This is a genomic window from Pseudoflavonifractor sp. 60 (assembly GCF_009911645.1).
Lineage (GTDB): Bacteria > Bacillota > Clostridia > Oscillospirales > Oscillospiraceae > Lawsonibacter.
This window is the reverse complement of record NZ_QWKI01000345.1, coordinates 1-382: the sequence shown is the minus strand read 5'-3', so window position 1 is coordinate 382 and position 382 is coordinate 1. Positions and strand designations below refer to the sequence as shown.

General features: G+C 60.7%; 1 pseudogene. It reads left to right on the top strand.

Features of this window, described 5'->3' with window-relative positions:
* Positions 1-2 precede the first annotated feature (2 nt).
* A pseudogene (locus D1646_RS22310) lies at positions 3-382 on the top strand (hypothetical protein); the annotation flags it as partial.

Below are 382 nucleotides of genomic sequence, written 5' to 3'. Positions count from 1 at the left end.
AGCTGATAATCACCAACCTGCCCTATCTGTTGTTCGTGTGGCTGTTCGGCAAGGTGGGCGAGGCGTGGCGGCTGGCGTGGACGCCTCACAAAAGATGCTCCACTTCATGGACAGCCTGGCGGCGGCGCTTGCCAACGGCCTGCCCAGCTTCCACCCCTTTGACCTGTGTATCGGCGTGGCGGGCGCGGCCCTGGTGCGGCTGGCGGTCTACATGAAGGGCAAGAACGCCAAGAAATACCGCCACGGCATGGAATACGGCAGCGCCCGATTTGGGAACGCCAAGGACATAGCACCCTACATCGACCCCGTATTTGAAAACAACATCCTGCTCACGCAGACGGAACGGCTGACGATGAACGGCAGGCCCAAAGACCCCAAGACT